Source organism: Bartonella sp. AA86SXKL (assembly GCF_042196885.1).
On record NZ_JBHIRE010000159.1, the window covers coordinates 1 to 1,000 of the forward strand.

Here is a 1,000-nt window from a genome sequence, read left to right on the forward strand (position 1 = left end):
CATTGCGAATGATATTAGCCGTTAATTTTTCTATAGAGAGGCCGCCTATGTGTGGAATAACATGCAATTCCAGCGGAGAAAACCAGCGCCCATTTTTGCCTTCATTTTTTAATTCTGCTTTTTTACTTTCAAAAGCCGCTGTTGCAATCTCACTGAATATGTTGCTTTGCTGTTTTAAGACGGTTTGTTCTCGAAAGACAATAGGGTCATTGCCTTCTCTGAGAATAGCACTATAATGCTTGGCAAGTTCGCGCGCTTCTTTTAGAGAAAGTTGTGCGACTGGACCGAGCCCCATTTCACGGCGTTTGTTATGGTATGTATAACGAAAGAACCAAGAGCGCGTATTGTCTTTTCGAACATTCAACCATAGCCCTGCTCCATCACAATATTTCCCTTGAGGAGATGCCTTTACGAATGCAGCTGATAATCTATGAATCGCCCTCACTTAATTTACCTTCTCGTCCACCTTTTTTGGTCCACCTTTTAGACCACCTTAATTTTTTGATTTGAGATTTTTTCTTTAATTCTTAATTTTTTTATTGGAACATAAAAAATTATAGACATCAATATGCTCTTGCACACTTGATACAACTTGATTCTTGTTGCTAAAGCCCTGTCTGCCGCGTCTGGGCACCACTTCTTTTATTGAGCATTTGTTTTTATATATCTTTTTTAAACATGCGGAATGCATAAATAAAAGTGATGGAATAGGATTTTCGAATACAGCTCTATAGAGTATCTTCTTTTTTGCCAACTTTTTCTAATAATTTTTTGAATGCTGCTAAATCCTGTTGTAACAAACATTTCAAATTTCTAACAAACGTGCCAACAATTTCACGACTAAATGAATCAGAAGATTTGATTGTGAAGTTCTTTCGACACAGGCATCAGCTTCTTTTTTTAAGAGAGAAGCCATAGCTTTATCTAAGCTATAAAACTCTATGATCTTTTCTTCCATTCCTACTGGAACGGATTTCTTGCCAATTTCTACAGAAGATAA

At 36.7% G+C, this 1,000-nt stretch carries 1 protein-coding gene and 1 pseudogene; both read right to left on the minus strand.

The genetic code is table 11. The features are described 5' to 3' along the window. Nucleotides 1-445, minus strand: a 445-nt coding sequence (locus tag ACFIO5_RS10695; protein WP_375705390.1) for an integrase arm-type DNA-binding domain-containing protein, incomplete at its 3' end; no start/stop codon positions are given. 283 nt (nt 446-728) lie between these two features. Next, a pseudogene (locus ACFIO5_RS10700) lies at nt 729-1,000 on the minus strand (XRE family transcriptional regulator); the annotation flags it as partial.